At 59.8% G+C, this 22,441-nt stretch carries 28 protein-coding genes; 27 read left to right on the plus strand and 1 reads right to left on the minus strand.

From position 1 onward, the window contains the following. Positions 1 to 93 precede the first annotated feature (93 nt). Positions 94 to 1,257, plus strand: a complete 1,164-nt coding sequence (locus I9184_RS02270; protein ID WP_171115013.1) for an isovaleryl-CoA dehydrogenase — start codon at positions 94 to 96, stop codon at positions 1,255 to 1,257. Between the two features lie 52 nt (positions 1,258 to 1,309). On the opposite strand, the gene I9184_RS02275 is transcribed toward I9184_RS02270, so the two are convergent. Further along, positions 1,310 to 1,912: an OmpW family outer membrane protein gene (locus tag I9184_RS02275; protein WP_171227945.1), complete on the minus strand. Its 603-nt coding sequence runs from the start codon at positions 1,910 to 1,912 to the stop codon at positions 1,310 to 1,312. A 205-nt stretch (positions 1,913 to 2,117) separates the two neighbouring features. On the opposite strand from I9184_RS02275, the gene I9184_RS02280 reads away from it, so the two are divergent. From I9184_RS02280 to nuoK, 26 genes are all read left to right on the plus strand, one after another. Further along, positions 2,118 to 3,578, plus strand: a complete 1,461-nt coding sequence (locus I9184_RS02280; protein ID WP_245217961.1) for an AMP-binding protein — start codon at positions 2,118 to 2,120, stop codon at positions 3,576 to 3,578. 361 nt (positions 3,579 to 3,939) lie between these two features. Further along, on the plus strand, positions 3,940 to 5,544 hold the full coding sequence (locus I9184_RS02285) for a carboxyl transferase domain-containing protein (RefSeq protein ID WP_171722952.1): 1,605 nt from the start codon (positions 3,940 to 3,942) through the stop codon (positions 5,542 to 5,544). Position 5,545: 1 nt separating this feature from the next. Continuing rightward, on the plus strand, positions 5,546 to 5,971 hold the full coding sequence (locus I9184_RS02290) for an ASCH domain-containing protein (RefSeq protein WP_209832585.1): 426 nt from the start codon (positions 5,546 to 5,548) through the stop codon (positions 5,969 to 5,971). Between the two features lie 5 nt (positions 5,972 to 5,976). Next, entirely contained in the window at positions 5,977 to 7,911 is a 1,935-nt protein-coding gene (locus I9184_RS02295; RefSeq protein WP_209832587.1) for an acetyl/propionyl/methylcrotonyl-CoA carboxylase subunit alpha, read from the plus strand. 78 nt (positions 7,912 to 7,989) lie between these two features. Next, positions 7,990 to 8,841, plus strand: coding sequence for a hydroxymethylglutaryl-CoA lyase (locus I9184_RS02300; RefSeq protein ID WP_171631130.1), 852 nt, complete (start codon positions 7,990 to 7,992; stop codon positions 8,839 to 8,841). Position 8,842: 1 nt separating this feature from the next. Then, positions 8,843 to 9,625: a crotonase/enoyl-CoA hydratase family protein gene (locus I9184_RS02305; protein WP_209832589.1), complete on the plus strand. Its 783-nt coding sequence runs from the start codon at positions 8,843 to 8,845 to the stop codon at positions 9,623 to 9,625. A 194-nt stretch (positions 9,626 to 9,819) separates the two neighbouring features. After that, complete coding sequence (locus tag I9184_RS02310; RefSeq protein WP_050602775.1) at positions 9,820 to 10,185, plus strand: NADH-quinone oxidoreductase subunit A; 366 nt, start codon at positions 9,820 to 9,822, stop codon at positions 10,183 to 10,185. Continuing rightward, entirely contained in the window at positions 10,176 to 10,709 is a 534-nt protein-coding gene (locus I9184_RS02315; protein ID WP_010442777.1) for an NADH-quinone oxidoreductase subunit B, read from the plus strand. The genes I9184_RS02310 and I9184_RS02315 overlap by 10 nt, the downstream gene beginning before the upstream one ends. Positions 10,710 to 10,720: 11 nt before the next feature. Further along, the gene (locus I9184_RS02320; RefSeq protein ID WP_171631137.1) at positions 10,721 to 11,326 is read left to right on the plus strand and encodes an NADH-quinone oxidoreductase subunit C; all 606 of its coding nucleotides are present in this window, start codon (positions 10,721 to 10,723) and stop codon (positions 11,324 to 11,326) included. Beyond that, complete coding sequence (locus I9184_RS02325; RefSeq protein WP_010442775.1) at positions 11,326 to 11,499, plus strand: hypothetical protein; 174 nt, start codon at positions 11,326 to 11,328, stop codon at positions 11,497 to 11,499. The genes I9184_RS02320 and I9184_RS02325 overlap by 1 nt, the downstream gene beginning before the upstream one ends. Beyond that, positions 11,499 to 11,624, plus strand: coding sequence for a hypothetical protein (locus tag I9184_RS21035; RefSeq protein ID WP_256368965.1), 126 nt, complete (start codon positions 11,499 to 11,501; stop codon positions 11,622 to 11,624). Before I9184_RS02325 ends, I9184_RS21035 begins: the two co-directional genes overlap by 1 nt. Further along, positions 11,624 to 12,847 (plus strand): NADH-quinone oxidoreductase subunit D, encoded by a 1,224-nt coding sequence (locus I9184_RS02330; RefSeq protein ID WP_171631140.1) that lies wholly within the window; start codon positions 11,624 to 11,626, stop codon positions 12,845 to 12,847. The genes I9184_RS21035 and I9184_RS02330 overlap by 1 nt, the downstream gene beginning before the upstream one ends. Then, a complete protein-coding gene (locus tag I9184_RS02335; protein WP_209832591.1) occupies positions 12,844 to 13,320 on the plus strand; it encodes a hypothetical protein in 477 nt (158 codons plus the stop codon). The genes I9184_RS02330 and I9184_RS02335 overlap by 4 nt, the downstream gene beginning before the upstream one ends. Beyond that, positions 13,320 to 14,477: an NADH-quinone oxidoreductase subunit E gene (locus I9184_RS02340; RefSeq protein WP_209832593.1), complete on the plus strand. Its 1,158-nt coding sequence runs from the start codon at positions 13,320 to 13,322 to the stop codon at positions 14,475 to 14,477. Before I9184_RS02335 ends, I9184_RS02340 begins: the two co-directional genes overlap by 1 nt. Before the next feature lie 30 nt (positions 14,478 to 14,507). After that, complete coding sequence (locus I9184_RS02345; RefSeq protein WP_171115038.1) at positions 14,508 to 14,729, plus strand: DUF5337 domain-containing protein; 222 nt, start codon at positions 14,508 to 14,510, stop codon at positions 14,727 to 14,729. 12 nt (positions 14,730 to 14,741) lie between these two features. Continuing rightward, the gene (nuoF, locus tag I9184_RS02350; RefSeq protein ID WP_209832595.1) at positions 14,742 to 16,040 is read left to right on the plus strand and encodes an NADH-quinone oxidoreductase subunit NuoF; all 1,299 of its coding nucleotides are present in this window, start codon (positions 14,742 to 14,744) and stop codon (positions 16,038 to 16,040) included. Between the two features lie 5 nt (positions 16,041 to 16,045). Beyond that, a complete protein-coding gene (locus I9184_RS02355; protein WP_171115040.1) occupies positions 16,046 to 16,462 on the plus strand; it encodes an MAPEG family protein in 417 nt (138 codons plus the stop codon). A gap of 37 nt (positions 16,463 to 16,499) precedes the next feature. After that, on the plus strand, positions 16,500 to 16,850 hold the full coding sequence (locus tag I9184_RS02360) for a hypothetical protein (protein ID WP_171631153.1): 351 nt from the start codon (positions 16,500 to 16,502) through the stop codon (positions 16,848 to 16,850). A gap of 98 nt (positions 16,851 to 16,948) precedes the next feature. Further along, the gene (locus I9184_RS02365; RefSeq protein ID WP_171631156.1) at positions 16,949 to 17,353 is read left to right on the plus strand and encodes a DUF5333 domain-containing protein; all 405 of its coding nucleotides are present in this window, start codon (positions 16,949 to 16,951) and stop codon (positions 17,351 to 17,353) included. A gap of 5 nt (positions 17,354 to 17,358) precedes the next feature. Next, entirely contained in the window at positions 17,359 to 19,380 is a 2,022-nt protein-coding gene (nuoG, locus tag I9184_RS02370) for an NADH-quinone oxidoreductase subunit NuoG (protein WP_209832597.1), read from the plus strand. After that, positions 19,377 to 19,595 carry a hypothetical protein gene (locus tag I9184_RS02375; protein WP_171631160.1) on the plus strand — a complete coding sequence of 73 codons (219 nt, stop codon included), beginning with the start codon at positions 19,377 to 19,379 and terminating at the stop codon, positions 19,593 to 19,595. Before nuoG ends, I9184_RS02375 begins: the two co-directional genes overlap by 4 nt. Next, the gene (gene nuoH / locus I9184_RS02380) at positions 19,588 to 20,625 is read left to right on the plus strand and encodes an NADH-quinone oxidoreductase subunit NuoH (protein ID WP_152458581.1); all 1,038 of its coding nucleotides are present in this window, start codon (positions 19,588 to 19,590) and stop codon (positions 20,623 to 20,625) included. Before I9184_RS02375 ends, nuoH begins: the two co-directional genes overlap by 8 nt. A 1-nt stretch (position 20,626) precedes the next feature. Then, positions 20,627 to 21,121: an NADH-quinone oxidoreductase subunit NuoI gene (gene nuoI, locus I9184_RS02385; RefSeq protein ID WP_170397042.1), complete on the plus strand. Its 495-nt coding sequence runs from the start codon at positions 20,627 to 20,629 to the stop codon at positions 21,119 to 21,121. Further along, positions 21,118 to 21,528: a carboxymuconolactone decarboxylase family protein gene (locus tag I9184_RS02390; RefSeq protein WP_170476531.1), complete on the plus strand. Its 411-nt coding sequence runs from the start codon at positions 21,118 to 21,120 to the stop codon at positions 21,526 to 21,528. The genes nuoI and I9184_RS02390 overlap by 4 nt, the downstream gene beginning before the upstream one ends. Then, positions 21,525 to 22,127: an NADH-quinone oxidoreductase subunit J gene (locus I9184_RS02395; protein ID WP_209832599.1), complete on the plus strand. Its 603-nt coding sequence runs from the start codon at positions 21,525 to 21,527 to the stop codon at positions 22,125 to 22,127. The genes I9184_RS02390 and I9184_RS02395 overlap by 4 nt, the downstream gene beginning before the upstream one ends. Positions 22,128 to 22,131: 4 nt before the next feature. Beyond that, positions 22,132 to 22,437, plus strand: coding sequence for an NADH-quinone oxidoreductase subunit NuoK (nuoK, locus tag I9184_RS02400; protein ID WP_005984024.1), 306 nt, complete (start codon positions 22,132 to 22,134; stop codon positions 22,435 to 22,437). Positions 22,438 to 22,441 lie beyond the last annotated feature (4 nt).

The raw sequence follows: 22,441 nt of genomic DNA on the forward strand, positions 1-22,441 counted from the left end.
TTTCGGACGCGCTGCCACAAAGATTGACCGGCCGCAGATTCGCTGCTAGAGATTTATTGAACACTTGTTCATTAAAGCGGAGGGAAGACGCAGATGTTCATGGCCACGATGAAATTCGATCTGGGTGAGGATGTGAATGCCCTGCGCGAGATGGTGCATCGCTGGGCGCAGGAGCGTGTCAAGCCGATGGCGGCCGAGATCGACGCCACCAATGCCTTTCCGAACGAGCTGTGGAAAGAGATGGGAGAGCTTGGTCTGCTGGGTGTTACCGTGCCGGAAGAGTACGGCGGTGCAGGCATGTCCTATCTGGCGCATACGATCGCCGTCGAAGAGGTCGCGCGCGCTTCAGCTTCGGTTTCTTTGTCATACGGGGCGCATTCGAACCTGTGCGTAAACCAGATCAAGCTGAACGGCAATGAAGAACAGAAGCAAAAGTACCTGCCGCGGCTTATCTCGGGCGAGCATGTGGGGGCGCTGGCCATGTCGGAACCTTCGGCCGGGTCGGATGTGGTGTCGATGAAGCTGCGCGCCGAAAAGCGGAACGACCATTACCGTCTGAACGGCAACAAATACTGGATCACCAACGGGCCGGATGCGGATACTCTGGTGGTTTATGCCAAGACGGACCCCGATGCCGGATCAAAGGGTATTACCGCATTTCTGATCGAAAAAGAGATGAAGGGTTTTTCAACCTCGCCCCATTTCGACAAGCTGGGTATGCGCGGGTCGAACACGGCTGAGCTGATCTTTGAAGATGTAGAGGTTCCGTTCGAGAACGTGTTGGGCGAAGAGGGCAAGGGTGTTGCCGTGCTCATGTCGGGGCTGGATTATGAACGGGTCGTGCTGGCAGGCATCGGGACCGGCATCATGGCCGCCTGTCTGGACGAAGTGATGCCTTATCTGGCTGAACGCAAGCAGTTCGGCAAACCCATCGGCAGCTTTCAGTTGATGCAGGGCAAGATTGCCGACATGTACACCGCGATGAACTCGGCGCGGGCCTATGTTTACGAAGTCGCCAAGGCGTGTGACCGCGGTGACGTGACCCGGCAGGATGCGGCAGCGTGCTGCCTTTACGCGTCGGAACAGGCGATGGTTCAGGCCCATCAGGCGGTTCAGGCGCTGGGCGGGGCGGGCTTCCTGTCGGATGCGCCGGTCAGCCGGATTTTCCGGGATGCCAAGCTGATGGAGATCGGTGCAGGCACCAGCGAGATTCGCCGGATGCTGATCGGCCGCGAAATGATGAATGAAATGCTCTGAAAGAAAAAACACCCTGCGGACGAGGTAACCGCAGGGCGCTTTGGAAACGGGATCAGAACCGATGGACGTAGGAAACACCGACCAGCCAGGGATCGATTTCCGCGGTGCCGATGGGGGCGCCGTTGAGCGAGACGTCCGAGTCAATGTCGAACCAGCGCACGTTCAGGCGGATCGCCCCGTTGTCGGTGACCATGTAATCCAGACCGGCCTGCAACGAGACGCCGAAGGAGTCATCGACCTTGATGTTGCCCAGGGGCGATTGCTCGTCGAAGAAGATCGTATAGTTGAGACCGGCGCCGACATAGGGTTTCCAGGCGCTGTTGGTCGGGAAGTGATAATTCAGCGACAGGGTGGGCGGCAGGTGCTTGACCGTGGCCGCGTCCGTACCGCCAAGGGCCACGGTGTGTTTGAACGGGGTCGCCGCCAGAAGCTCAATGCCCAGGTTGTCGCGAATAAAGTATTCGGCGGTGAAAATCGGGCGGGTGTCCGCGTCGATCGTCGCTGCCGCACCGGCCAGCGTGCCGTTGTCGGATTTCGGATCCAGATAGCCAACACCGATACCCAGCGTCCAGTCCCCTTGCGACTGGGCCAAAGCCGGAGCCGCCAGGGCGACCAGCGCGGTAGACAGTGTCAAAGCGGCGAGTTTCTTTGTCATATTCTTGCCTTTGGTTATGTTGATGCTCTTGGTTTCGCAAAGGCGGTGTCCGGCCACTCTGATCTGCATCAAGTTTGTGTGATGTGTCCGCCCAAGGTCAGGTCGCGAAGCATCAGGAAAACAAGGGGAATTCGCGTTGTTGCACGCTGAGCGCATACCGGGTTTGCGCTCAGGAGGAGGCTGGGACATACCGGACCGGCTGAACATGGCGCAGCAATGTCTGAACCATCCGGGTGATCAGGTGGCGCTTATTGATCTGACCGGATCAGGGCAGCGGCTGACAACCTATGGGCAACTGGCGCAAATGGCTGATGGGATTGCCCGCGCCCTGCTGGCCCGCGTCCGGCCCGGTGATCGGGTCGGAGTGCTGCTGAGCCAGTCACCCTGGTGTGCGGCAGCTCATCTGGCGATCTGGAAGATCGGCGCGATTTCGGTGCCCTTGTTCAAGTTATTCAAACGGGATGCGCTGCGGTCGCGGGCGGGCGATGCAGGCGTTCAGATCGTGCTGACTGATGCTGAAGGGGTGGATTTGCTGGGCGATCTGTCTGAACCTCTGATCGCATCCGAAATTGGCGTGGCCGGTCCTGCGCTGCCCTATGCCGCGACAGGGCCCGAGGATCCTGCCGTATTGATCTACACCTCTGGTACAACCGGCAGCCCCAAAGGCGCACTGCACGGGCATCGGGTTCTGACCGGGCATGTGCCGGGTGTCTCGATCAGCCACAATCACCTGCGCGAAGGAGACTGCCTGTGGACCCCGGCGGATTGGGCGTGGATTGGCGGGTTGTTCGATGTGCTGATGCCGGGCCTTGCGCTGGGCATTCCGGTTGTCGCGGCACGGCTTGAAAAGTTCACTCCCGAAGCCTGCGCCGAGATCATTGCGCGGGGCGGGGTGCGGAATGTGTTCTTTCCGCCGACCGCCCTGCGGATGCTCAAGGCGGCGGATCAGGCGATCCCGGGTTTGCGCTCGGTTGCGTCCGGGGGTGAGCCGCTGGGGGCCGAGATGCTGGCCTGGGGCCACGGTGCGTTTGGTCTGACGATCAACGAATTCTACGGCCAGACCGAATGCAATATGGTCGTATCCTCCTGCGCCGAGGATTTCCCTGTTCAACCCGGCTGTATCGGAAAGCCGGTGCCTGGGCATGAAGTCGCGGTGATCGACGAGGATGGCATCCCGACCAGCGAGGAAGGCGATGTTGCCATCCGGCGGGGTTCGGCCTCGATGCTGCTGGAATACTGGAACAATCCGCAAGCGACGGCCGAGAAGTTCCGGGGTGACTGGCTGATCACCGGAGACCGCGGCGTGTGGGAAGGCGACTATCTGCGCTTTGTCGGTCGGGATGATGACGTGATCACCTCGGCCGGTTACCGCATCGGTCCGGCCGAGATCGAGGATTGCCTGCTGACCCATCCGGCTGTGGCCACCGTGGGCGTGGTCGGCAAGCCCGACCCGCTGCGGACCGAGATCGTCAAGGCCTACGTGGTGTTGAAACCGGGGGCCGAGGCCACGGGTGCCGAGTTGCAGGGTTGGGTCAAGGACCGTCTGGCGCATTATTCGTACCCGCGCGAAGTGGCATTTCTGGAGGAACTGCCGATGACCGTGACCGGGAAGGTGATCCGCAAGGAGTTGAAGGCGCGGGCGGCGGGGGAAGATGTAGGGGAATGAAAGTACTCGATAGAATTAGTGGGCTCCGATGTCCTTGTTGCGACGCACCTGTCACGTGGAATATCGCAAATACAGCGAAGGGCAGTGAGGGCTACATACCTTTCGTCGAATGTGGAAAATGCAATGAGAAGCTCAGAGTCGCGAGCGGTTCTGGTCTCATCCACGCAATAATAGCTTGCACTCTCGTGACCGTTTTTTGGTTCGCCTTTGGAATGATGGGCTTGTTCGGCGTCGACGGCGTGTCACTGTTCCCAAGTTGGGTGCCGATTGGACTATTAGGAAAATCAATATTGTTTGGCATTGCTGTGGTTTTCATAGCTCTTCCAATTGCCAATCGGTCTTTGAAAATAGAGGTATGCAAATGAAACTCACATCCAAAGCTATGCCCGCCTCTGAGGGCTTCAAAGCCAACCGCGCAGCCCATCTCGACGCGCTGGCGCAAATCTCTGCCGCCGCCGAGGCAGCCCGCATGGGGGGCGGCGAGAAATCCCGCGCGCGGCATGAATCCCGCGGCAAGATGCTCCCCCGCCGAAGGGTGGCGAACCTGCTGGATCCGGGGTCTCCGTTCCTCGAAATCGGGGCAACAGCGGCGCATGGGATGTATGGCGGTGCCGCGCCCTGTGCTGGGGTGATTGCGGGCATTGGCCTTGTGCAGGGGCAGCAGGTTATGGTTGTGTGCAATGATGCCACCGTGAAAGGCGGCACCTACTATCCGATGACGGTCAAAAAACACCTGCGGGCGCAGGAGATTGCCGAGGAAAACCATCTGCCCTGTATCTATCTGGTCGACAGCGGTGGCGCGAACCTGCCCAATCAGGATGAGGTCTTTCCCGACCGCGATCACTTTGGCCGCATTTTCTACAATCAGGCGCGGATGAGCGCGAAGGGGATCGCTCAGATCGCCGTGGTCATGGGGTCATGCACGGCCGGTGGCGCCTATGTGCCGGCGATGTCGGATGTGACGATCATCGTCAAGGAACAGGGCACGATCTTTCTGGCCGGTCCGCCGCTGGTCAAGGCAGCAACGGGAGAGGTCGTCAGCGCCGAAGATCTGGGCGGCGGCGATGTGCACACGCGCCTGTCCGGCGTGGCCGATTATCTGGCCGAGGATGATGCGCACGCGCTGGCCTTGGCCCGTCGGGCGGTTAAGTCACTCAACCGCCGCAAGCCGCAGACGGTGGACTGGGCCAGCCCCGAAGATCCGGCCTATGACCCCGAGGAAATCCTGGGCGTTGTCCCTGCTGATCTGCGCACGCCCTATGACATCCGTGAAGTGATTGCGCGTCTGGTCGATGGGTCTCGGTTCGACGAATTCAAACCGCGCTTCGGCGAAACGCTGGTCACGGGGTTTGCCCATGTCAAAGGCTGTCCGGTTGGGATCATCGCCAATAACGGCGTGCTGTTTTCCGAAGCCGCGCAGAAGGGCGCCCATTTCGTCGAGCTGTGTTCGCAACGCAAAATCCCGCTTGTGTTCCTGCAAAACATCACCGGCTTCATGGTGGGCCGCAAATACGAGAACGAAGGCATCGCGCGGCATGGGGCCAAGATGGTGACGGCGGTGGCCACGACGTCGGTGCCCAAGATCACGATGCTGGTCGGCGGCTCGTTTGGTGCTGGAAACTACGGCATGGCCGGTCGTGCCTATCAGCCGCGCTTTCTGTGGACCTGGCCGAATTCGCGCATTTCTGTGATGGGCGGCGAGCAGGCCGCTGGCGTTCTGGCCACCGTCAAACGCGACGGGATAGAACGGCAGGGTGGCACGTGGTCCGCCGAAGAGGAGGCCGAGTTCAAACGCCCGACGCTGGATATGTTCGAGGAACAGTCGCATCCACTCTATGCCTCGGCCCGACTGTGGGATGACGGCATCATTGACCCGCGCAAGAGCCGCGATGTGCTGGCCCTGTCGCTCAGCGCCGCTCTGAATGCCCCGATCGAGGAGACACGTTTCGGCGTGTTCAGGATGTGAGATGAGCGAGAGTTTGAAAGACATATTAGCCCGTTATCCCGGTGCACAAACCTTCAAATTCGGCGACAACCCCGTGCTGAGTTCAGAGCTTCTGGCCTTGGTCCGTTCTGGCCGTAAAACAGCGACCTGCGACGCGCTCAGAAACTATCCTGATGACAGCCTTGAGATGCCCAAGTCCGGTCGCCGCGATATTGCGCTGAACTGGGATGACACTCCGGCGTTGGTCATTGAAACCGTTGATATTTCGATCCAGCGTTACTGCGATGTGACCGAGGAATTCGCCTTGGCGGAAGGTGAAAATGAAACGCTTGAAGGATGGCGGGAAGATCATCGTCGATATTTCCAACGAAACGGCGACTTTGATCCCGAGATGAAACTCGTGTGCGAACGGTTCCGTCTCGTCGAAGATCTGGCATTGGAAGGGTGAAGGCCATGTTCAACAAAATTCTGATTGCCAACCGGGGTGAGATCGCCTGCCGGGTGATGGAAACGGCTCAGAGCATGGGCGTGTCCTGCGTTGCTGTTTATTCCGATGCGGATGCAGCCGCAAAACATGTTCAGATGGCGGATGAGGCGGTTCATATTGGCGGCCCGGCCCCGGCGGACAGCTATTTGAAGGGTGATTTGATCATTCAGGCCGCGCTGGACACCGGCGCGCAGGCGATCCATCCGGGATACGGCTTTTTGTCCGAGAATCCCGATTTCGTGGATGCCGTGCAGGCGGCGGGGCTGACGTTCATCGGCCCCTCGGCGGATGCGATCCGCAAGATGGGCCTCAAGGACGCGGCCAAGGTTCTGATGGAGAAGGCCGGCGTTCCGGTCGTGCCAGGTTATCACGGCGACAATCAGGACCCCGAGCATCTGGCAGGTGCGGCGGATGCAATCGGCTATCCGGTTCTGATCAAGGCCGTTGCGGGCGGCGGCGGCAAGGGGATGCGCCTTGTCGAACGCCCCGAGGATTTCGCGACCGCGCTCGACAGCGCGCGGGGCGAGGCCCGGACCGCCTTCGGCAATGATGCCGTGCTGGTCGAAAAATTCGTGGCCAAACCCCGCCATATCGAAGTGCAGGTGTTCGGCGATGGTACTCATGCCGTGCATCTGTTCGAAAGGGACTGCTCGTTGCAGCGCCGCCATCAGAAGGTGATCGAAGAAGCCCCCGCCCCGGGCATGACGTCTGAGATGCGCGAGGCTATGGGTCAGGCCGGCGTGCGGGCCGCCGAGGCGATCGGCTATAAAGGCGCGGGCACGGTCGAATTCATCGTCGATGCCTCGGACGGGCTGCGCCCCGACAGATTCTGGTTCATGGAAATGAACACGCGCCTTCAGGTGGAGCACCCGGTGACAGAGGCGATCACGGGGATCGACCTGGTCGAGTGGCAGCTTCGCGTGGCCGCAGGCGAGAGCCTTCCCAAGAAACAGGATGATCTTGCGATCTCTGGCCATGCCTTCGAGGCTCGTCTGTATGCCGAGGATGTGCCGAAAGGGTTCCTGCCCGCGACGGGGACGCTGACTCATCTGGTTTTCCCCGGCACGTGTCGCGCCGATAGCGGCGTTCGCGCCGGGGACACGATCAGCCCGTGGTATGACCCGATGATCGCCAAGGTGGTGGTGCATGGATCGACGCGTGCCGTTGCACTTGAGACGTTAAACCGGGTGCTGCAACAGACCGAAGTTGCGGGTACCGTTACCAATCTGGCCTTTCTGGGCGCGTTGACGCGTCACGAAGGATTTGCCTCGGGCGATGTCGATACGGGGCTGATCGGGCGGGACCTTGAAATGTTGGTGCAGGAACCCGAGCCGTCGGATGTTACCGCGGTCGCGGCTGCGATGACAGCATTGGATCTGGTGGATGTCGATCCGGAAACCGGGTTTTCGCTGTGGGCGCCGCTGCATCGTGCCGTGCATTTGTCCCGTCGCGACGACGTGCTGGATCTGGATGTGCAGGTCGATGGGCCGGATCGCCAGATTTGGCAGATTGGCAAAAACCGCGTCGTTGCGGACCGCACCGCCGGGCGCTGGATGTTGAACGACACGCCGATGCCTCGCGTTGCTGCACAAAACGGGACCCTGACGGTTTTCACCGATTACGGTCAGAGCTTTGACGTCATCGATCCGCTGGACCGCGATACCAGCGCGACCGGCGACACCAATGTGATCGAGGCGCCTATGCCCGGTCTGGTCAAAGCCGTTTTTGCCACAGCGGGACAAACCGTACAGAAAGGCGATCGTCTGGCCATTTTGGAAGCGATGAAGATGGAGCATTCGCTGCTTGCGGCGCGGGACGGGATCGTTGCCGAAGTGCTGGTCGGGGATGGTTCGCAGGTCGAAGCCGGGGCTGCCTTGGTGAGATTGGAGGAAGAAGCTTGATCTGTACCCGCGCAACGCGGCGTGCCAAGGTCAGACGATATTTGCTTGAAACGACGACAATCCAGAAGGGGGGCGGACATGGGTGAGCTGGTCGAAATCTATGAGGTCGGGCCGCGCGACGGGCTGCAAAACGAAAAACGCGAAATACCGGTCGCGGACAAGATCGCCTTGATCGACTGTCTCAGCCGGGCGGGGTTTCGCCGGATCGAAGTTGCAAGCTTCGTGTCCCCGAAATGGGTGCCGCAGATGGCGGGTTCCGCTCAGGTGCTGGGGGGGATAACGCGTGCGAATGGGGTGCGCTATGCCGCGCTGACGCCGAACATGCATGGCTATGGCGACGCGCTGGCGGCCAGGGCGGACGAGATTGCCGTGTTTGCCTCGGCCTCCGAAGGATTCTCGAAGGCCAATATCAATGCCTCCATCGCCGAGTCGATCGAGCGGTTCACGCCGATTCTGGAGGCGGCGCGCCATATCGACCTGCCGGTTCGTGGCTATGTCTCATGCGTTACGGATTGCCCATATGACGGTCCGACGCCGCCCGAAAAAGTGGCTGAGGTTGCTGATCGGCTTTTCGCGCTGGGCTGTTACGAGGTTTCGCTGGGCGACACGATAGGGCAGGGAACTCCGGACAAGGTTGCACATATGCTTCTGGCAGTGCGCGAGAGGGTTCCAGTGACGCGGCTGGCGGGGCATTTCCATGACACCAACGGGCGCGCGATCGACAACATCGATGCGGCATTGGCGCTGGGCGTGCGGGTGTTCGATGCAGCCGTGGGAGGGTTGGGCGGTTGCCCCTACGCCCCGGGTGCGGCCGGTAACGTGGCGACCGAGGAGGTTGCGGCACATTTGCATCGGCTGGGATACGAAACTGGCCTGGATATCGACGTTGTTGAAGAGGCCGCGCAGATGGCCAGGGCTTTGCGGGGCTGACATGTTTGAAACGATCACGATCTCGACGGATAGGCGCGGTGTCGCGACGCTCACCCTGAACCGGCCGGAAAAACACAATGCCATGTCGGGGCAGATGATCACGGAATTGACCGACGCCGCATCGCAACTTGGTCAGGATGACGCGGTCCGGGCGGTCGTTCTGGCCGCGGCGGGCAGGACGTTTTGTGCCGGCGGTGATCTGGGGTGGATGCAGGACCAGATGGCGGCTGACAAAAAGACGCGTTTTGTCGAGGCGCGCAAACTGGCCGAGATGTTGCAGGCTCTGAACACGATGCCAAAGCCTCTGATCGGGGCGTTGCAGGGCAATGCCTTTGGGGGCGGGGTGGGCATGGCGGCCGTGTGCGATGTCGCGATCGGGGTCGACAGTCTGATGATGGGGTTGACCGAAACGCGCCTGGGGCTGATCCCCGCAACAATTGGCCCCTATGTCATCGCCCGCATGGGCGAAGCCCGCGCGCGCCGGGTCTTCATGTCGGCCCGTCTGTTCGATGCGTCCGAGGCCGTTGATCTGGGCCTGCTGGCGAAAACCGTGTCGGCAGATCGGCTTTCGGAGGCCGTTGAGGACGAAATTCGCCCCTATTTGTCTTGCGCGCCCGGGGCGGTTGCCTCTGCCAAGGCGCTGGTGCGCGCTTTGGGGCCGCGCATCGACGATGCCGTGATCGATCAGACCATAGGCGAGTTGGTCGAGCGGTGGGAAACACACGAGGCACACGAAGGGATCGCGGCGTTTTTTGAAAAACGAAAACCTGCATGGAATAAGTAGGTTTTACAAGGTTCCGCCATGCCAATGCCAAACGCCGGTGCTGCGATTCTATGCCGCGCTGTCAAGCGCAGGTTTGATCGCGAAGGGGGCTGTGTTCGGTTGACCCTCTGACCCCGCGGGGATAGAGAATGTCCAGTCAACACGCCAATTGACGGCGCACCCGGATCGGGGCATGCGCAGGAAAGGAGCTATTCGTGGAAGACCTGCTGCGGGAGTACCTCCCGATTCTGGTGTTTCTGGCCGTTGCCGTTGGCCTTGGGATCGTCTTGATTCTGGCCGCCGTCGTACTGGCCGTCCGCAATCCCGACCCCGAAAAGGTCAGCGCATATGAATGTGGTTTCAATGCCTTCGACGATGCGCGGATGAAATTCGACGTCCGATTCTATCTGGTTTCGATTCTGTTCATCATCTTCGATCTTGAAATTGCCTTCCTGTTTCCCTGGGCCGTCGGCTTCAAGGACATCAGCGATGTCGGGTTCTGGTCCATGATGGTGTTCCTGGGTGTTCTGACCATCGGCTTTGCCTATGAATGGAAGAAAGGGGCGCTGGAATGGGAGTGATGACAGGTGCAAACACCGCTGGCGTCGACAAAGAAGTCGCCACCCAGGCCCTGAATGCCGAGCTGCAGGACAAAGGGTTCCTGCTGACCTCGACCGAAGACATCATCAACTGGGCCCGTACCGGCTCGCTGCACTGGATGACCTTTGGTCTGGCCTGCTGCGCAGTTGAGATGATGCATACCTCAATGCCGCGTTATGATGCGGAACGGTTTGGCATTGCCCCCCGAGCGTCTCCGCGTCAGTCGGATGTGATGATCGTGGCCGGAACCCTGACCAACAAGATGGCGCCCGCGCTGCGCAAGGTCTATGACCAGATGCCCGAGCCGCGCTATGTGATCTCGATGGGGTCTTGCGCGAATGGCGGTGGGTATTACCACTATTCCTATTCCGTCGTACGTGGCTGTGACCGGGTTGTTCCGGTGGACATCTACGTGCCCGGATGCCCTCCGACTGCTGAGGCACTGCTTTACGGTCTGATGCAGTTGCAACGCAAAATCCGCCGTACCGGCACAATTGTCCGCTGAGGAGAGAGCTGATGAGCGAAGCACTCAAGGAACTCGGCGCGCAGCTGGAAATCAAACGATCTGATTGCGTTCTGTCATGGGACGTGACCCATGGCGAACTGAACGTGGATGTGGCGCCGTCAAACCTTGTGGAATTCGTCGAATTCCTGAAATCCGACCAGAGCTGCAAATTCTCGTCGCTGGTGGATATCACCGGTGTGGATTACCCCGAACGCGCCAAACGGTTCGATGTCGTCTATCACTTCCTGTCGATGTACCAGAACCAGCGCATCCGGCTGCGGGTGTCGATCCGCGAGGATGACATGGTGCCGTCCATCGTTGACGTGCACCCCTCGGCCAACTGGTTCGAGCGTGAGGTGTACGACATGTTCGGCATCCTGTTCTCGGGCCACCCAGATCTGCGCCGCATCCTGACCGACTATGGCTTTCGCGGTCATCCGCTGCGCAAGGATTTTCCGACCACTGGCTATACCGAGGTCCGCTATGACGAGGCGCAGAAACGCGTCGTCTACGAGCCGGTCAGTCTCGTGCAGGAGTACCGTCAGTTTGATTTCATGTCCCCATGGGAAGGTGCGAACTACATTCTGCCGGGGGATGAGAAACAGGAGACCGAATAATGGGTGGCATCTGGTGGCTGATCCTGTCTGCGCTGACCATCATTCCGATGGTGAAGATATTGCCGTTCTTCGGGATCAACAAATACTGGTGCCTGCTGTGTCTGGTTCCCTTTGGCACGATCGCCCTGCTGTGGTGGGTCGGGCTTAAACTGCAAGAGCTGGAGCGCCGCTGATGGGTCTGGGGGAACTGATCGCGTTGGGGGCGCTGGGGGTTCTGCTGGCCGGGGCTGCTGCCAAAGCGGCCGAGGCGGAAAAGGTTCGGGTTCGGGCCGATGCGAAAAAGAAACGAGGGCGTTGATGGACGGCTCAAGATACGATGACGGCAGCACGGACGCGCTGAGCGGAGAACAGAAGATCCGCAACTTTAACATTAACTTCGGCCCGCAACACCCTGCGGCGCACGGGGTTCTGCGTTTGGTGCTTGAACTGGACGGCGAGATTGTCGAGCGCTGCGACCCGCATATCGGCCTGCTGCACCGCGGCACCGAAAAGCTGATGGAAAGCCGGACGTATCTGCAAAACCTGCCCTATTTCGACCGTCTGGATTACGTGGCGCCGATGAACCAGGAACATGCCTGGTGTCTGGCCATCGAAAAGCTGACCGGGGTTGAAGTACCGCGTAGGGGTTCGCTGATCCGGGTTCTGTATTCCGAGATCGGCCGCATCCTCAACCACCTGCTGAACGTGACCACGCAGGCGATGGATGTGGGCGCGTTGACCCCGCCGCTTTGGGGCTTTGAAGAACGCGAAAAGCTGATGGTGTTCTATGAGCGTGCCTGCGGGGCCCGCCTTCACGCGGCTTATTTCCGCCCCGGCGGTGTGCATCAGGACCTGCCGCCGGAACTGCTGGACGATATCGAGGCCTGGAGTCACGAGTTCCCAAGCGTCCTTGATGACATTGACGGGCTGCTGACCGAAAACCGCATCTTCAAGCAGCGCAACGCCGATATCGGCGTGGTGACCGAAGATGACATCCAGAAATACGGCTTCTCGGGCGTGATGGTGCGTGGATCGGGTCTGGCCTGGGACCTGCGTCGCGCGCAGCCCTACGAGTGCTACGACGAGTTCGAATTCCAGATCCCCGTCGGCAAGAACGGCGACTGTTATGACCGCTACCTTGTCCGCATGGAGGAAATGCGCCAGTCGCTGCTGATCATCCGTCAGGCCATCGCCAAAATCCGCGAGTGCCCCGGTGACGTTCTGGCGCGCGGCAAGATCACCCCGCCAAAACGCTCGGACATGAAGACCTCGATGGAAAGCCTGATCCATCACTTCAAACTGTATACCGAAGGCTTCCACGTGCCGGCTGGTGAGGTCTATGCCGCCGTCGAGGCCCCCAAGGGCGAGTTCGGCGTCTATCTGGTCGCCGACGGCACCAACAAGCCTTATCGCGCCAAACTGCGCGCGCCCGGTTTCCTGCACCTGCAAGCCATGGACCACGTTGCCAAAGGCCACCAACTGGCCGACGTCGCCGCCATCATCGGCACCATGGACGTTGTGTTTGGGGAGATTGATCGGTGAGATGCTTTGCCCTGATTCTGGCCCTCGTGGCTGCCCTACCGGCGCAGGCCGCATCGACTCACCCGACGGCAAAAGTGCTGGAGGTTATGCGGGAAAACGGCTGTCGGCTGGATATTTCGCAAACCGAGGAGGCTTTTTCTGCGCGTGACCTGCGCCCCGAGGATGTCAGCGCCGTGATCAATTCCTGGGCCGAACGGGGGTTGGCTGGTCTGGACGGTCCCGTATTCGAGATTGCGCCTGCGATTTGCGGTGCGCATGGACTTGCGCCCGAGGATACGGCAAGGCGTGCCGACGCCTTATTTGACTTCGTGCGTTTGAATGGGTGCCGTATGGTCGAAGAAGAAGCCGAGATAAAATTGCGCCCCGCCGGTTTTTCACAGGCCGAAACGCCTGATCTGATTGCCTTCCTTGTCGAACAAGGTCGCGCGCATCAGGACGCCCCCTATATCATCGTGATCGGAGATGCCTGCTAATGCTGCGCCGTCTGCACCCCGAACAACCCGAAAGCTTTGCCTTCACCGCTGCCAACCAGCAATGGGCCAAAGCGCAGATTACCAAATACCCCGAGGGGCGTCAGGCCAGCGCGGTGATCCCGCTACTCTGGCGTGCGCAGGAACAAGAGGGATGGCTGAGCCGTCCGGCGATTGAATCGGTCGCGGATATGCTGGGCATGGCCTATATCCGCGTGCTCGAGGTCGCCTCGTTCTACTTCATGTTCCAGCTGCAACCAGTAGGATCTGTGGCGCATATTCAGGTCTGCGGCACGACGTCCTGCATGATCTGCGGGGCCGAGGATCTGATCGCGGTCTGCAAGGAAAAGATCGCGGCGAAACCGCATGAACTTTCTGCCGATGGCAAGCTGAGCTGGGAAGAGGTCGAGTGCCTGGGATCGTGCACCAATGCGCCGATGGCGCAGATCGGCAAGGATTACTATGAGGACCTGACCGCCGAGAGCTTTGGCAGGATCCTCGACGATCTGGTGGCGGGCAAGGTGCCGACGCCCGGTCCTCAGAATGGGCGTTACGCGGCCGAGCCGTTGAAAGGGCTTTCCAGCCTGTCCGAATATGAAGCCGGCAAGCCGAAATACAACGCGAGTGTTGAACTGGCGACAGAGCTTGGGGACACGGTCAAGCGTATCGACGGAACCGAAGTTCCGATCCTGACTCCTTGGCTTGGTAAGGATGGCAAAGCCGAAGCTTCCGGTTCCGCTCCTCAACCGCCGAAAAAGCCGGAGCCCGGCAAGACGGCGGCACAACAGAGTGGAACCAAAAAATCTACCCATACCGAACCGGCATCTCCCGAGGGCGCTGCAGCAAAGACGGATGGCCCAGACGTTCAGGAAACCCAGCCTAACACTCTAACCGCGGCACGTGACGGCAAGGCGGATGACCTTAAATTGTTGAAAGGCGTCGGCCCCAAGCTGGAAGAAACGCTAAACGAGCTGGGTTTCTATCACTATGACCAGATCGCGGCCTGGACGCCCGAACATGTGGCCTGGGTCGATGCGCGATTGAAATTCAAAGGCCGGATCGAACGCGATGGCTGGATCGAGCAGGCGACCAAGCTTGCTGCCGGTGAGGAAACCGAATTCGCCAAACGTGCCAAATCCGAGGGCACATACGAAGACTAGACGGATGCCCGTTCCGGGCTTCGGGGGAAGATGGACAAGGACAAGGAACAGGCCATAGCCCGCAAGGGCCGACATATCGGGGTGGTCATCGCCGTGACCATGCTGATCTGGCTTGCGATGAACCTGTTCATTGGCCCCGCGCTGGGTTTGACAACCCGGCATGCGCTGCTGTTTGATTTCGCCGCTCTGGCGGGATTCATCTATGCGGGCGTCAACATTTTTCAACTCTGGCGCATGCGTCAGGACAGCTGAAGGTAACACGCGATGCTGAAGGATCAGGACCGGATCTTTACCAACATCTACGGGATGCATGAACGCACACTGAAAGGTGCGCAGGCCCGCGGGCATTGGGACGGCACTGCTGGCCTGATTGATAAAGGGCGCGACTGGATCATCCAGACGATGAAGGATTCCGGGCTGCGCGGACGCGGCGGCGCGGGTTTCCCGACCGGTCTCAAATGGTCGTTCATGCCCAAAGAAAGCGACGGGCGCCCGTCCTATCTGGTGGTCAACGCGGACGAATCCGAACCCGGCACCTGCAAAGACCGCGAGATCATGCGCCATGATCCACATACGCTGATCGAGGGCTGCCTGATCGCGTCTTTCGCCATGAATGCCCACACCTGCTACATCTACCTGCGTGGTGAGTACATCCGCGAACGCGAGGCGTTGCAGGCCGCGATTGACGAGGCCTATGACGCGGGTCTGCTGGGCAAGAATGCCGCGGGCTCGGGCTGGGATTTCGACCTATTTCTGCACCACGGGGCGGGCGCCTATATCTGTGGCGAGGAAACCGCGCTGATTGAAAGCCTCGAAGGTAAAAAGGGCATGCCGCGGATGAAGCCGCCGTTCCCGGCAGGTGCGGGTTTGTATGGCTGCCCGACGACCGTGAACAACGTCGAATCCATCGCCGTCGTACCTACGATCCTGCGCCGTGGGGCGGATTGGTTCGCAGGTTTCGGCCGCCAGAACAACGCGGGCACCAAGCTGTTTGCGATCTCGGGTCACGTCAACAACCCCTGCGTCGTGGAAGAGGCGATGTCAATTTCCTTCGAGGAGCTGATCGAGACCCATTGCGGCGGCATTCGCGGTGGCTGGGACAATCTGCTAGCCGTGATCCCCGGAGGATCCTCGGTTCCGTGTGTGCGCGGTGAGAACATGCGCGACGCGATCATGGATTTCGATTATCTGCGCAACGATCTGGGCTCGGGGCTTGGAACGGCGGCGGTGATCGTGATGGACAAGTCCACCGACATCATCAAGGCGATCTGGCGCCTGTCAAAATTCTACAAACACGAAAGCTGCGGCCAGTGCACGCCCTGCCGCGAAGGCACTGGCTGGATGATGCGGGTCATGGACCGCCTGGTGCGCGGCGAGGCCGAGCTGGAAGAGATTGACATGCTGTTTGATGTGACCAAACAGGTGGAAGGTCACACGATCTGCGCGCTCGGCGATGCGGCCGCCTGGCCGATCCAGGGCCTGATCCGGAATTTCCGTGAAGAAATCGAAGACCGCATCAAGGCTCAGAAATCGGGCCGTATGGGTGCGATGGCGGCGGAGTGATCGGGATGGACATGTTTGCAGAATACAGCCACGCGATTTCATCGGTTGTGCTTTTCACGCTGGTGGTTCTGTTCCTGGCCCCGTTTTCAGCGCTGGCCAAGCAGGGCAAAGGCCTCGCGCCTGGGGCGACCCCTGAGCAGGACTATTCCGACCAGGCCTATCGACTGAACCGGGCCTATCTGAACGGAACGGAAACGCTTCCGGCGTTTGTGGCTGTTGTGACTGCGGCGGTATTGCTGGGCGCCAGCCCGTTCTGGGTCAATCTGCTGGCGTCTGTCGCATTGGTTGCGCGGTTGGTGATGCTGGTGGTGCACATCAAAGGCATAGGCAAGCCGAACAGTGGCCTTCGGTCCGTGCTGTATGTATTGGGCTGGGCCTGCATGTTTGTGATTGGGCTTATGGCATTGGTGGCGGCGTTCTGATGGCGTCCCGGCAGATGAGAACACGAAGAGGGATAGTATGAAGGCCTCAAGAACCCTTGTAGTCCTGCTGGCACTGGCAAGCGTGTCCGCCTGCGGCATCATCAAGCCGTCGGAAGATCGTATTCTGTTCGATGGAAAAGCGTTCAAGGCAAAGGCGAAGGCGGTCGACAAGAAAGCATCGCCAACGGACTTTACCGTTGTGGTAAAGGGTGCGTCCGCATCGCTGGACGGCGCACGTGAGGCCGGCCGTCATGAAGGAACCAAGTTTTGCGTGCAGAATTTCGGGTCTTCGCGGATCGATTGGAAAGTGGGGCCGGACACCGAACCGCAAAACTTGCGCATCAGTGATGATCAATTGACCTTTGCGGGAAAATGCCAACGGCCATGACGCGCGGTTTTGCATATCACGACATGGATTGCCGGCCGCTATTGCCTAGCAAGACCGGACCGGTTCGTTTTGGTGCGTCCAAAACGAAGGGAAAATCCATGTCTATTGCCAAAACACTTGCGCTGGCTACCTTGGTCACATTGCCTGCCGTTGCAAATGCGAAGCCGCCCTTGAGGGATGTCAAAGAGATCGACGACGAACTCTATTACATCGCGATCGCAAATGAAATTTCGGAATATTGCCCCTCGATCAGCGGGCGTCGATTGAAAGCGATCAGTGTGATGTGGGGGCTGCGCTCCAAGGCGAACAAACTGGGGTATTCGGACACCGAAATCCGCACTTACGTCGAATCGGATGCTGAAAAAGACCGGATGCGCGCCAAGGGCGAGGCGTATCTGGCTTCGAATGGCGTGACCTATGACAACCCCAACACATTCTGCACTCTGGGGCAGAAGGAAATCCAAAGAAACAGCGCCATTGGCGTTTATTTGAGGGCGAATTGAAAGCCATGTCTGACCTCCGCAAGATCAATATCGACGGACAGGAAATCGAAGTCGATGGCGCGATGACCCTGATCCAGGCTTGTGAACAAGCCGGGGTCGAAGTGCCGCGCTTTTGTTATCACGAGCGTCTGTCGATTGCTGGCAATTGCCGGATGTGCCTGGTCGAGGTCGTCGGCGGGCCGCCGAAACCTGCGGCCTCCTGCGCGATGCAGGTGCGTGACCTGCGTCCGGGGCCTGAAGGTCAACCCCCGGTGGTCAAGACGAACTCGCCCATGGTCAAAAAGGCCCGCGAAGGCGTGATGGAGTTCCTGCTGATCAACCATCCGCTGGATTGCCCGATCTGTGATCAGGGTGGCGAATGCGACCTTCAGGATCAGGCGATGGCCTATGGCATGTCCGGATCCCGCTTCAAGGAAGCAAAGCGGGCGGTCGATGATCTGGATCTTGGCCCGCTGGTTGGCACCGCAATGACCCGCTGCATCAGCTGCACGCGCTGCGTGCGCTTCACCACCGAAGTTGCCGGGATAACTCAGATGGGTCAGACCGGGCGCGGTGAGGATGCCGAGATCACCTCGTATCTGAACCAGACGCTGGATTCGAATTTGCAGGGCAACATCATCGATCTGTGCCCTGTCGGGGCGCTGACCTCCAAGCCTTACGCCTTTACTGCACGTCCGTGGGAATTGACCAAAACCGAAAGCATCGATGTGATGGATGCGTTGGGATCGAACATACGCGTCGATACCAAAGGCCGTGAAGTCATGCGTTTCCTGCCGCGCAATCATGACGGCGTGAACGAGGAATGGATCAGCGACAAGACCCGCTTTGTCTGGGATGGCCTGCGCCGTCAGCGTTTGGACAAGCCCTATGTCCGTAAAAACGGCAAGCTGCGCCCGGCCTCATGGTCCGAGGCGCTGACCAAGGCAGCAGAGGCGCTGAAAGGCGCCGAGAAACCCGCCGGTATCGTGGGCGATCTGGCTCCGGTCGAGGCGGCGTTTGCGCTGAAACAGATGATCGAAGGGCAGGGTGGTGTTGTCGAATGCCGTACCGATGGCGCAAAGCTTCCGGCGGGCAATCGTGGCGCTTACGCTGGCACCGCCGCGATTGAAGATATCGACACAGCGGAACGTATCCTGCTGATCGGTACCAACCCACGTGACGAAGCGCCTGTCCTGAACGCGCGCATCCGCAAGGCGTGGGCGCATGGGGCCGAAGTCGCTTTGGTCGGTCCTGCGGTCGATCTGACATATGAGTATCAGCATGTTGGCGATGATCGAACAGCGCTGCAAAAAGTTGTCAACATGGGCGGAGATGATGAGATCAAGGGAAAACGGTCGTTGGTCATCATCGGTCAGGGCGCTTTGCAGGAAGCGGACGGCGCCGCCGTGCTGGCTGCTGCGCAAGCCATCGCGGCCAATACAGAAAGTGGTCTGATCGTTTTGCACACTGCGGCATCGCGCGTTGGTGCGATGGATGTGGGTGCCACGAACGAAGGCGGAATGGACGCGATCAGCGCCGCCGACGTGATCTACAACCTTGGTGCGGATGAGGTCGAGATCGGCGAAGGCGCCTTTGTGATCTATCAGGGCAGCCATGGTGACCGGGGTGCACACCGCGCCGATGTGATCCTGCCGGGCGCGGCCTATACCGAGGAAAACGGCGTGTTCGTAAACACCGAAGGTCGCCCTCAACTGGCGATGCGGGCCGGTTTTGCGCCGGGTGAGGCGAAGGAAAACTGGGCCATCCTGCGCGCCTTGTCGGCCGAACTGGGTGCAACACTGCCCTACGACTCTCTGGCACAGTTGCGCACGGCCTTGATCAAGGCGGTTCCGCATCTGGCCCGTATCGACGAAGTGATCGAGAACGATGTGAAAGCTCTCGACGCCGGTACTCTGGGCAACGCAGCTTTCCGCTATGCGATCAAGGACTTCTACCTGACCAACCCGATCGCACGGGCTTCACAGTTGATGGCCGAGCTTTCGGCACAGGCGCAGGCCCGCAAATCCGAGAAGATCGCGGCGGAATGACCCAGACCATTTTCATATCGCAGATCGGCGCATCCGGTGCCGGGCGGCAGTTGGCCGCGCCTGATTTGCGTGTGAAACCGAATATTAAGGGTGGCGCAATGGCGGCAGATGCTGTTTACACCAACGCGCCGACCCAGCCGCAGTTTGCGCAGGCTTCTGGCCTTTGCATCGCGCGCGGAAAACGGAATACCCACGGTGTGAGGACCAATGGCTGAATTCTTTAACACCCCAGGCGGAATAGCCATCATCATTCTGGCGCAAGTGCTTGCCGTTGTTGCCTTTGTGATGATTTCACTGTTGTTCCTTGTTTACGGGGACCGCAAGATCTGGGCCGCTGTCCAGATGCGCCGAGGCCCCAACGTGGTGGGCGTCTATGGCTTGCTGCAATCGGTGGCGGATGCCCTGAAATATGTGGTGAAAGAGGTCGTCATTCCTGCGGGCGCCGACCGGACGGTCTTTATCCTCGCACCGCTGACATCCTTCGTTCTGGCGATGATCGCCTGGGCGGTGATCCCGTTCAACGATGGCTGGGTTCTGTCGGATATCAACGTCGCGATCCTCTATGTATTCGCGGTGTCCTCGCTCGAGGTTTATGGCGTGATCATGGGCGGTTGGGCGTCGAACTCAAAGTACCCGTTCTTGGGCTCGCTGCGCTCGGCCGCGCAGATGATTTCGTACGAGGTTTCGATCGGCCTGATCATCATCGGTGTGATCATTTCGACCGGCTCGATGAATTTTGGCGACATCGTGCGCGCTCAGGACGGCTCGTTCGGCTTCTTCAGCTGGTACTGGCTGCCGCATTTCCCGATGGTGTTCCTGTTCTTCATCTCGGCCCTGGCCGAAACCAACCGACCACCGTTTGACTTGCCCGAGGCGGAATCGGAACTGGTCGCCGGTTATCAGGTCGAATATTCGGCCACGCCTTTCCTGCTGTTCATGGCAGGCGAATACATCGCCATCTTCCTGATGTGCGCGCTGACCTCTCTGCTGTTCTTCGGCGGCTGGCTGTCCCCGATCCCTGGCCTGCCGGACGGCGTTCTGTGGATGGTGGCCAAGATGGCGTTCTTCTTCTTCATCTTCGCAATGGTCAAGGCGATCACGCCCCGCTACCGCTATGACCAGCTGATGCGGCTGGGCTGGAAAGTGTTCCTGCCATTCTCGCTGGCTTGGGTGGTTTTCGTGGCCTTTGCGGCGAAATTCGACTGGTTCTGGGGCGCATTTGCCCGTTGGAGCGTAGGAGGCTGATATGACCCAAATCGACTACACCCGCGCTGCCAAATACTTCCTTCTGCAGGACTTCTGGGTCGGCATGAAGCTGGGGCTGAAGTATTTCTTCGCGCCCAAGGCCACGGTGAACTATCCGCACGAAAAGGGGCCTCTGTCCCCACGTTTCCGCGGCGAACACGCTCTGCGCCGCTATCCGAATGGTGAAGAACGCTGCATCGCCTGCAAACTCTGCGAGGCGATCTGCCCGGCCCAAGCCATCACCATCGACGCTGAACCGCGTGAGGACGGCAGCCGCCGCACCACGCGCTATGACATCGACATGACCAAGTGCATCTATTGCGGCTTCTGTCAGGAAGCCTGCCCGGTCGATGCCATCGTCGAAGGCCCGAATTTCGAGTTCGCAACGGAAACCCGCGAAGAGCTGTTCTATGACAAGCAGAAACTGCTGGACAACGGCGAACGCTGGGAAGCCGAGATCGCCCGCAATCTGGAAATGGACGCGCCTTACCGATGAGTGACAGCCCGACAAATCCGTTCGAGCTGATGATGAAGCAGGCTCAGGACATGGCCAAGGCGATGAACCCGGCGATGGAAAGCTTCTCGCCCAAGGGGTTCGAGGCGCTGTGGCCGACCATGCCGAAAGAGGTCATGGAGATGATGTTCGGCAACACCGTCAACAAGGACGGGCTGGATGCCAAGACCCGCCTTCTGCTGACGCTGGCCGGGCTGACCTGTCAGGGCGCTCAGGCGGACTCGGCAGTGCGTCAGACCGTGCGCCACGCTTTGGAGGCGGGTGCCAAGAAACAAGAGATCGTGGAAACGATCGGTCAGATGTCGGTCTTTGCCGGCATCCCGGCCATGACCCGCGCGCTGGATCTGGCGCAAGAGGTCATGGGCGACAACGAGGATGAGGATCAATGACCGTCTTTGCCTTCTACCTGTTTGCCATCAGCGCCATTACCGGCGGGCTGTTCACGGTGATCAGCCGCCAGCCAGTGCACTCGGTGCTGTGGCTGATCCTGGCGTTTCTGTCCTCGGCAGGGCTGTTCGTGCTGCTGGGGGCCGAGTTCGTGGCGATGCTGCTGGTAATCGTCTATGTCGGCGCGGTCGCGGTTCTGTTCCTGTTCGTGGTGATGATGCTGGACGTGGACTTTGCCGAGCTCAAGGCCGAAATGGCGCGCTATATGCCCCTGGCCCTGCTGATCGGTCTGGTCATCCTGATGCAGTTCGTCATGGCCTTCGGGGCATGGGATAGCGCACAGGGTGCCGCGGCCAATCTGGCGCAGCCGGTCCCGGCGGACCGTCACAACACCGAGGCGCTTGGCGTCATTCTTTACGATCAATACTTCCTTCTGTTCCAGCTGGCGGGCCTGATCCTGCTGGTGGCCATGATCGGTGCCATCGTGCTGACGCTGCGCCACCGTCAGGACATCAAGCGTCAGGACATCGTCGGCCAGATGATGCGCGACCCGGCCAAGGCGATGGAATTGAAGGACGTAAAACCGGGGCAGGGACTTTGAGACGATGATCGGACTTGAACACTATCTTACGGTCGCGGCGACGCTGTTCGTCATCGGCATCTTCGGTCTCTTCCTGAACCGCAAGAACGTCATCATCCTGCTGATGAGCATCGAACTGATGCTGCTGGCGGTGAATATCAACCTCGTGGCGTTTTCCAGTTTCCTCGGCGATCTGGTCGGGCAGGTGTTTACGCTGTTCGTTCTGACCGTGGCGGCGGCCGAGGCGGCGATCGGGTTGGCCATTCTGGTCTGCTTCTTCCGCAACCGCGGCACCATCGCGGTTGAAGACGTCAATATGATGAAGGGCTAAGAGA

The sequence above is a fragment of the Ruegeria sp. HKCCE3926 genome, assembly GCF_017872515.1.
GTDB lineage: Bacteria > Pseudomonadota > Alphaproteobacteria > Rhodobacterales > Rhodobacteraceae > Ruegeria.